The sequence below is a fragment of the Kocuria rhizophila genome (genome assembly GCF_003667225.1).
Lineage (GTDB): Bacteria > Actinomycetota > Actinomycetes > Actinomycetales > Micrococcaceae > Kocuria > Kocuria rhizophila.
In genome coordinates, this window is the sequence record NZ_RCOM01000094.1 from 1 (window position 1) to 8,507 (window position 8,507).

Here is an 8,507-nt window from a genome sequence, read left to right on the forward strand (position 1 = left end):
GAAGCCAGGCGTGGCCCCGGGGTGCACCGTGGCACGCGATGACGCCGTGCGGACGGGGGCGGCCCGGGCGGCGTCGTCCGGCGGTACGGGAACCTGTGAACACCGTGCTACAGTTCTGGGCGGATGACGAGATCCGGCGCGAAGCTCTGGCTGGCCGGACGGCAACCCTCTCCCGTAGCGGGGTGCCCCAGATGACCATCCGGCCGCGGTTCGAACAGATCACGGCAAGTGCGGTTTTCCCCGAATGGCACGTGTCTGATCATTGCCCTCATCCAGGTGGGACTGTTTGCTCCGCGCATCCGTATCCCGACCCTGGAAAGGCATCACCGTGCGAAGCAAGCGCCTGATCCCCGTTGTACTGGCCACCACCCTGGGCCTGACCCTCACCGCGTGCGGCGGCCCCGAGAACACCGATCCCATGGCCGACGGCAAGATCACCATCGGCATCGTGGGCGCCACCCCCGTCCAGGACGCTCTGAAGGACGTGGCGGCGCAGAACGATGTCACCGTGGAGTTCGTGGATTTCAGCGACTACAGCCAGCCGAACCCCGCCCTGAAGAGCGGGGACATCGACATGAACTGGTTCCAGCACATCGCCTACCTGGCGGACTACAACAACAACTCGGGTGACACGATCACCCCCGTGGGCTCCACGTCCATCTTCCCGCTGGGGCTGTACTCCAAGTCCGTGAAGTCCGTGGCCGACGTCAAGGACGGGGACGAGATCGCCGTTCCCAACGACTCCATCAACCTCTCCCGGGCGCTGAGCCTGCTGGAGCAGCAGGACCTGGTGACCTTCACCAAGGACACGATCGCCCCCACCGAGCAGGACGTGGACACCGAGAAGTCCAAGGTGAAGGTCCGTCCCGTCTCCGCGGAGCAGACCGTGCTGTCCATGGACTCCGTGGCCGCCTCCGTGGTGAACAACGACTTCCTGGACCGGGCTAACCTCGAACCGAAGAACGCGCTCGCCCAGGACGATCCCACGGCGGACAGCGCCAAGGTCTACGACAACCTCTTCGCCGCGACCGAGGCGAACGCGGACAACGAGACCCTCAAGAAGGTTGCGGGTTTCTACTACGACGACAAGGTGCAGGAGGCCGAGAAGCAGGAGACCAAGGGCACCGCGGTGCCCACCAGGGTGGACCAGCAAGAGCTCAAGGACCTGCTGTCCCGCTACTCCGAGGACCTCAAGGGGCAGAGCAAGTGAGCCCGGCGCCCGAGGCGCAGACACTGGTCAGCTTCCGGGACGTCAGCAAGGTCTTCGTGACCGGCTCCAAGCGCCGCACGCGCACGGTCACCGCCGTGGACTCCGTGGACCTGGACATTCGGCGCGGGGAGATCTTCGCCGTCATCGGCTACTCGGGTGCCGGCAAGTCCACGCTGGTGCGCCTGATCAACGGCCTGGAACCCATCACGTCCGGCAGCCTGCAGGTGGCCGGCCGCCAGGTGGACGGCCGCAGCGAGACCCAGCTGGCCCCGATCCGCCGGGACATCGGGATGATCTTCCAGCAGTTCAACCTGTTCACGTCCCGCACCGTGGCCGGCAACATCGAGTTCCCGCTCAAGCGCGCCGGGTGGAAGCCGGAGGACCGCAGGGCGCGGGTGGCAGAGCTGCTCGAGTTCGTGGGTCTCACCGAGCGCGCCGGCAACTACCCCGAGCAGCTCTCGGGCGGCCAGAAGCAGCGGGTGGGCATCGCGCGAGCGCTCGCCACGAACCCCGAGCTGCTGCTCGCGGACGAGTCCACGTCCGCGCTGGACCCGGAGACCACGCAGGAGGTCCTGAGCCTGCTGCGACGCGTCAACCGCGAGCTGGGGATCACGATCGTGCTGATCACCCACGAGATGGACGTGGTGCGCGCCGTCGCCGACCGTGTGGCGGTCATGGACTCCGGGCGGGTCGTGGAGACCGGGACCACCGCGGAGCTCTTTGCGCACCCGAGGGCGGAGACCACCCGCAAGTTCGTGTCCTCCGTGATGCGCACCGTGCCGCGGGAGGACGAGCTCGCCAAGCTCCGGTCCGAGCATCCGGGCCGGCTCGTGCTCGTGGACGTCACCGACCGCAACAGGATCGGCTCGGTGCTCTCCGACGCCGCGCGGGACGGCGTGGCCTTCGAGATCGCGTTCGGCGGGATCTCCATCCTGCAGTCACACACGTTCGGGACGCTCACGCTGTCCCTCGACGGGCCCGACGACGCCGTGTCACGGGCCATCGAGGCCCTGCGGGCGGTCACCACGGTCCAGGAGGTGTCCGAGTAATGGACTGGTCCACTCTCGGCCCGCAGTTGCTGCAGGCAACCGGGCAGACGCTCTACATGGTCTCGGTGACCCTGGTCCTCGCGGGGCTCCTGGGTCTCGCGGTGGGCGTGGGGCTCTACGTGACCCGCCGGGGCAACATCCTGGCGAACAGCGCGGTGTTCACCGTGCTCAACCTGCTGGTGAACTTTGTACGACCCATCCCGTTCATCATCCTGCTCGCGGCGCTGGGGCAGGTCACGGAGTCCGTGGTGGGCACCCGGCTGGGGCCCAACGCCGCGATCTTCGCCATGACCATCGGCGCCACGTTCGCCGTGGCGAGGATCGTGGAGCAGAACCTCATGACCGTGGACCCGGGGGTCGTGGAGGCCGCCCGGTCCATGGGGGTCTCGCGGTGGAAGATCATCACCACGGTGGTGCTCCCCGAGGCGCTCGGCCCCCTGGTGCTGGGCTACACCTTCCTGGTCATCGGCATCACGGACATGTCCGCGATGGCGGGGGCGATCGGTGCTGGCGGTCTGGGCGACTTCGCCTTGCGGCTGGGCTACCAGCGCTTCAACGACCAGGTCACGTGGGCCGCGGTGATCGTGATCATCATCCTGGTCCAGCTCGTGCAGTTCTTCGGCAACTGGCTCGCGCGCAAGATCATGCGCCGCTGACCTCCCCGCCCAGGCTCGACGCCGCCCCCGGCCACGCACGCGCGCGGCCGGGGGCGGCGTCGTTGTCTCCGGGACTGGTGGGCGTCAGCCACGTCGGAGGAGTGGGGCACAATGGGGGGAGCAACGTTCGCGGGGCGCGCGTCTCGGGCCCCGCAGGTCGATTCCCCTGGAGGAAACACGTGACGTCGGTCAATCTCGGCATGCCCGCAGCGCCCCAGCCCGTTCTGTCCCCGCGGCGCAAGACCCGCCAGATCCGGGTGGGATCCGTGGGAGTGGGCTCGGAGTCGCCCATCAGCGTGCAGTCGATGACCACCACCCCCACCACCAACATCAACGCCACGCTGCAGCAGATCGCGGAGCTCAACGCCGCCGGCTGCGACATCGTGCGCGTGGCGTGCCCGTCCCAGGACGACGCCGACGCCCTGCCCATCATCGCCAAGAAGTCCCCGATCCCCGTGATCGCGGACATCCACTTCCAGCCCAAGTACGTCTACGCCGCGATTGACGCCGGGTGCGCCGGTGTCCGCGTGAACCCGGGCAACATCCGCAAGTTCGACGACCAGATCGAGGGCATCTCCCGCGCCGCGGAGGCGGCCGGGGTGTCCATCCGGATCGGTGTGAACGCGGGCTCCCTGGACAAGCGGCTGCTGGAGAAGTACGGCAAGGCCACCCCCGAGGCGCTCATGGAGTCCGCGGTGTGGGAGGCCTCCCTGTTCGAGCAGCACGACTTCCACGACTTCAAGATCTCCGTGAAGCACAACGACCCCGTGACCATGGTCCGGGCCTACCAGCTGCTGGCCGAGCGCGGGGACTGGCCCCTGCACCTGGGCGTCACGGAGGCCGGTCCGGCGCTGCAGGGCACCGTGAAGTCCGCCACGGCGTTCGGCATCCTGCTCTCGCAGGGCATCGGGGACACCATCCGCGTGTCCCTGTCCGCCCCTCCCGTGGAGGAGGTCAAGGTGGGCAACCAGATCCTGCAGTCCCTCGGACTGCGCCCGCGCAAGCTGGAGATCGTCTCGTGCCCGTCCTGCGGGCGTGCGCAGGTGGACGTGTACAAGCTCGCGGAGGAGGTCAACGAGGGGCTCGCGCACCTCACCGTGCCGTTGCGCGTGGCCGTGATGGGCTGCGTGGTGAACGGACCGGGCGAGGCCCGCGAGGCGGACCTCGGGGTGGCCTCGGGCAACGGCAAGGGCCAGATCTTCGTCAAGGGCGAGGTCATCAAGACCGTTCCCGAGGACCAGATCGTGGAGACCCTGCTGGCCCAGGCCAACGAGATGGCCGAGAGCATGGAGCTGGACGAGAACGGCCAGCCCGTGGAGGGCTCCCCGGTCGTGACCGCCGGGTGATCCGGCGTCGGGGCGCGCGGGCGCTCGCACCCGCCGCCGTGGACCCCGCGGCACTGGACCGGCTTCTCGCGCAGGACCCGGTGGCCTCCGTGTTCGTGGCGTCGCACGTGCAGCGGGTTCGTGCCTCCGGGGCCCGCCGCCCGCCGGTGTACGGGGTGGCCGCACCCTCGGGGGAACTCGTGGGGGCGTGCTGGGCCGGGACCAACGTGGTCCCCGTGGTGCTGGACGAGCGGGGAACGGACCTCGTGGCGGACGCCCTGGCCCGCGGCGGGCCCCGCTTCGCCTCGTTCTTCGGCCCGGCAGAGCCGGTGCTCGGGCTGTGGGAGCGGCTGCGTGACTCGTGGCCCGCGCCGTTCGACGTGCGTCCGGTGCAGCCCCTGCTGGTCATGGACCGAGACCCCGACCCCCGCCTGCTCGCCGGCCCCGCGAGTTCCGTGCACTGGGGGAGCGAGGCGGACCTCGAGCGGGTGCTCCCCGCGGCGGCCGCCATGTTCACCGAGGAGGTCGGCTACTCGCCCCTGGGCAGTGGCGCCCACGGCTACCGGGAGCGGATCCGGTCCCTGCTGCGCGACGGTCGCACCGCGGTGCTCACCGACCACCGCGGTGACGTGGTGTTCAAGGCCGACATCGGCTCCCTGCACGGCGGGGTGTGCCAGATCCAGGGGGTGTGGGTGGCCCCCGAGCACCGGGGCAAGGGCCTCGCCGTCCCCTGCATGGCCGCGACCGTGGCCCTGGCCCGGCGGCAGGCCCCGACCGTGAGCCTCTACGTCAACGACTACAACGCCCCCGCGCTGGCCACCTACCGCCGGGTGGGCTTCCACCGTCACGGGGATTTCGCCACCGTGCTCCTGTGAGCACGGCGGGGCTGACCCCCGGGACGCGTCACAGCGATAGACTCGCCGCAGACATCAGCAGCTTCGATCGGCCCGGTCACGGGCGGTTAGGACCTATTCGTGCCGCTTCGCCTCAGTTCCCTGTTCCTGCGCACCCTGCGTGAAGATCCGGTGGACGCCGACGTCGACAGCCACAAGCTGCTCGTGCGCGCCGGCTACATCCGCCGCGCCGCCCCCGGCATCTACACGTGGCTGCCCCTGGGCCTGGCCGTGCTGCGCAGGGTCGAGAACATCGTCCGCGAGGAGATGGACGCGATCGGCGCCCAGGAGGTCCACTTCCCGGCGCTGCTGCCGCGTGAGCCGTACGAGGCCACCAACCGCTGGACCGAGTACGGCGAGAACCTCTTCCGGCTGCAGGACCGCAAGGGCGCGGACTACCTCCTGGCGCCCACGCACGAGGAGATGTTCACGCTGCTGGTCAAGGACATGTACTCGTCCTACAAGGACCTGCCCGCGATGCTCTACCAGATCCAGACCAAGTACCGTGACGAGGCCCGTCCCCGCGCCGGTCTGCTGCGCGGGCGCGAGTTCATCATGAAGGACTCCTACTCCTTCGACGTGGACGACGCCGGGCTGGACGAGTCCTACGCCAAGCACCGGGCGGCCTACGTGCGGATCTTCGAGCGGCTCGGGCTGCCCGTGGTGGCGGTCTCCGCCACCTCCGGTGCCATGGGTGGCTCGCGCTCCGAGGAGTTCATGCACCCCTCGGCGGTCGGCGAGGACACCTTCGTCCGATCCGCTGGCGGGTACGCCGCGAACGTGGAGGCCGTGACCACCGTCGTCCCGGAGCCCGTGGACTACGCGGACGCGCCGCCCGCACAGGTGCACCGCACGCCGGACAGCCCCACGATCGAGACCCTCGTGGCCCGTTCCAACGAGCTGCACCCCCGCGAGGGCGAGCCCTGGACCGCGGCGGACACACTCAAGAACGTGGTGCTCGCCGTCTCCCTGCCGGAGGGCCGCAGGCAGCTCGTGGCCGTGGGCATTCCCGGGGACCGGGACATCGACCTCAAGCGGGTGGAGGCCGGCATCGGCGAGGCCCTCGGCGAGGGCGGTGAGCTGGAGGTCGCGGCCGCCACGGAGGACGAGCTGCGGGCCGTCCCCGAACTGGTCAAGGGCTACATCGGTCCGGGACTGACCCGGGACGAGCCGCTGCTCGGCGCCGAGTCCCTGACCCGCATCCCCTACTTCGTGGACCCCCGCGTGGTGCCCGGAACGCGCTGGATCACGGGCGCGAACGTCGCGGAGTCCCACGTGTACGACCTCGTGGCGGAGCGCGACTTCACGTGGGACGGCACCCTGGAGGCCTGCACGGTCCGCGACGGCGATCCCGCACCGGACGGCTCCGGGCCGCTGGAGATCGCCCGCGGCATGGAAATGGGCCACGTGTTCCAGCTCGGCCGCAAGTACGCGGAGGCACTCGGCCTCAAGGTGCTGGACAGCAACGGCAAGCTGGTCACCGTGACCATGGGCTCCTACGGCATCGGGGTGACCCGGGCGCTCGCGGCCGTGGCGGAGTTCTACCACGACGACAACGGCCTGCTGTGGCCGCGCGATCTCAGCCCCGCGGACCTCCACGTGGTGGCCACGGGCAAGGGTCCGGAGGTGCTGGAGGCCGCCGAGGAGATCGTGGCGCACCTCGAGGCCGCGGGCATCAGCGTGCTCTTCGACGACCGTCCCAAGGTCTCCCCGGGCGTGAAGTTCCGGGACGCCGAGCTGCTCGGTGTGCCCACGGTGCTCGTGGTGGGGCGCGGGCTGGCCGATGGCCTGCTCGAGCTCAAGGATCGCCGCAGTGGCACCAGCCGGGACATCCGGCGGGACCAGGTGGTTGCGGAGATCACCGCGGAGCTGCAGGGCCAGGACGGCCCCGCGGCCGAGTCCCTGTAGCGCACGCGCGTCGCACGGACGGTGGATGTCTCGTTCCTCAGCGGCTCCGGGCTGGAGTCGGCAACCCCCGGGCTCATCGCCCTGCTCATGGCCACCGGTCTCGCCGCGGGCTTCATCGACGCCGTGGTGGGTGGCGGCGGCCTGCTGCAGCTGCCGGTCACGCTCATGATCCCGGGGCTGAGCCCGGTCCAGGCGCTGGCCACCAACAAGATGGGCTCGGTGTTCGGCACGGCCACCTCCGCGGTGACGTTCTACCGTAGGGTGCGCCCGGACCTGCGCACGGCGCTGCCGATGGCGGCGGTTGCCGCGCTCGCGGCGGGCGGGGGCGCGGCGGTAGCCGCGGCCCTGCCCGAGTCCGTGTTCACGCCGATCATCGTGCTCGCGCTGATCGCGGTGCTCGTGTTCACGGTGGCGCGTCCGTCCATGGGCCAGCTCACCGAGCTGCGCCACACGGGCGCGCACCACTACGCCCGGGCCGTGGCGCTGGGCGCAATGATCGGCTTCTACGACGGCGTCATGGGCCCCGGCACCGGATCCTTCCTCATCATCGCGCTGGTCTCCGTGCTGGGGTACAGCTTCGTGGAGGCCAGCGCGAAGGCCAAGATCGTGAACCTGGCCACGAACCTCGGTGCGCTGGCCGTGTTCGCGGCCCACGGCTCCGTCCTGTGGGGGCTCGGTCTGGTGCTGGGGCTCAGCAACATGACCGGCGGCTACCTCGGCGCGCGCACGGCCGTGGCGCGGGGCAGCTCGTTCATCAGGGTCGTGTTCTTCGTGGTGGTCACCGCGCTGATCGTCAAACTCGGGTGGGACGTGATCTCCGGCTCGTGAGGTCCGCGGCGCCGCGCGGGCTCAGGGTGATGCCACTCAGGGCGCCGCGGGCAGCGCGGGCACCGGTTCCTGCGGAGCCAGGGCCTGTGCCGTGCGGACGGTGTCCCGCAGGGCCGTGAGCAGCCACACGCGGTCCTCGGAGGGCGACGACGCCGCCGCGGCCAGCAGCGTGCGTGCCGTCTCCTGCTGCGTCTGTCCCACGCTCCGCGCCGGTTCCTCTGCCAGGTCACGGGGGAGGTCGTGACGGGCGGCCACGGGCGACGGCTCGCACGCCAGCAGGGGCTCGACCCGGGGCTGGGACAGCGTGGCGCGGACGTCGTCCGCCACGGTGGTCACGGTGTCCTGGGCCGAACCGTCAGTCATCACGGCGGTGGCGGCCTCGGCCGTGAACGCGGAGCGGTCCAGGGCGGTCGTAGCGGCGAGCAGATCCTCCCGGCACGGGGTCTCTGTCCCTGCGGGGGAGTCGGCGTCCTGGGTGCTCGACGTGGCCCCGGGACTCGCGGGCACAGGGCCCGACCCGCCGGAGGAACCCGATGGCACGGCCCCAGGGCTCGTTCCCCGGCCGGAGTCACCCGGACCGCCCGCCGCCGGGCCCGCCCCCTCACCGGAGGTGACCCCGGCGGTGTCGAGCAGAGAGT

8 protein-coding genes and 1 riboswitch are annotated in these 8,507 nt (G+C 70.6%); of the genes, 7 read left to right on the forward strand and 1 reads right to left on the reverse strand.

Going from position 1 to position 8,507, the window contains the following annotated elements; genetic code table 11:
* The first annotated feature begins 122 nt into the window (after positions 1 to 122).
* A riboswitch (SAM riboswitch) is annotated at positions 123 to 237 on the forward strand.
* A gap of 91 nt (positions 238 to 328) precedes the next feature.
* The 7 genes from D9R02_RS10390 to D9R02_RS10420 all read left to right on the forward strand — a co-directional run bounded on the left by D9R02_RS10390 (position 329) and on the right by D9R02_RS10420 (position 7,869).
* Positions 329 to 1,210, forward strand: coding sequence for a MetQ/NlpA family ABC transporter substrate-binding protein (locus D9R02_RS10390; protein WP_121566875.1), 882 nt, complete (start codon positions 329 to 331; stop codon positions 1,208 to 1,210).
* A complete protein-coding gene (locus tag D9R02_RS10395; protein ID WP_121566876.1) occupies positions 1,207 to 2,259 on the forward strand; it encodes a methionine ABC transporter ATP-binding protein in 1,053 nt (350 codons plus the stop codon). Before D9R02_RS10390 ends, D9R02_RS10395 begins: the two co-directional genes overlap by 4 nt.
* Positions 2,259 to 2,915 (forward strand): methionine ABC transporter permease, encoded by a 657-nt coding sequence (locus D9R02_RS10400; RefSeq protein WP_102613557.1) that lies wholly within the window; start codon positions 2,259 to 2,261, stop codon positions 2,913 to 2,915. Before D9R02_RS10395 ends, D9R02_RS10400 begins: the two co-directional genes overlap by 1 nt.
* A gap of 179 nt (positions 2,916 to 3,094) precedes the next feature.
* Positions 3,095 to 4,261 (forward strand): flavodoxin-dependent (E)-4-hydroxy-3-methylbut-2-enyl-diphosphate synthase, encoded by a 1,167-nt coding sequence (gene ispG, locus D9R02_RS10405; RefSeq protein WP_102613558.1) that lies wholly within the window; start codon positions 3,095 to 3,097, stop codon positions 4,259 to 4,261.
* 38 nt (positions 4,262 to 4,299) lie between these two features.
* Positions 4,300 to 5,115, forward strand: coding sequence for a GNAT family N-acetyltransferase (locus tag D9R02_RS10410; protein WP_259463950.1), 816 nt, complete (start codon positions 4,300 to 4,302; stop codon positions 5,113 to 5,115).
* 99 nt (positions 5,116 to 5,214) lie between these two features.
* Positions 5,215 to 7,041: a proline--tRNA ligase gene (locus tag D9R02_RS10415; protein WP_121566877.1), complete on the forward strand. Its 1,827-nt coding sequence runs from the start codon at positions 5,215 to 5,217 to the stop codon at positions 7,039 to 7,041.
* Between the two features lie 21 nt (positions 7,042 to 7,062).
* The gene (locus tag D9R02_RS10420) at positions 7,063 to 7,869 is read left to right on the forward strand and encodes a sulfite exporter TauE/SafE family protein (RefSeq protein WP_183085991.1); all 807 of its coding nucleotides are present in this window, start codon (positions 7,063 to 7,065) and stop codon (positions 7,867 to 7,869) included.
* Positions 7,870 to 7,905: 36 nt separating this feature from the next.
* Here D9R02_RS10420 and D9R02_RS10425 read toward each other — a convergent pair.
* A partial coding sequence (locus tag D9R02_RS10425; RefSeq protein WP_438819417.1) for a hypothetical protein occupies positions 7,906 to 8,507 on the reverse strand: 602 nt, incomplete at its 5' end.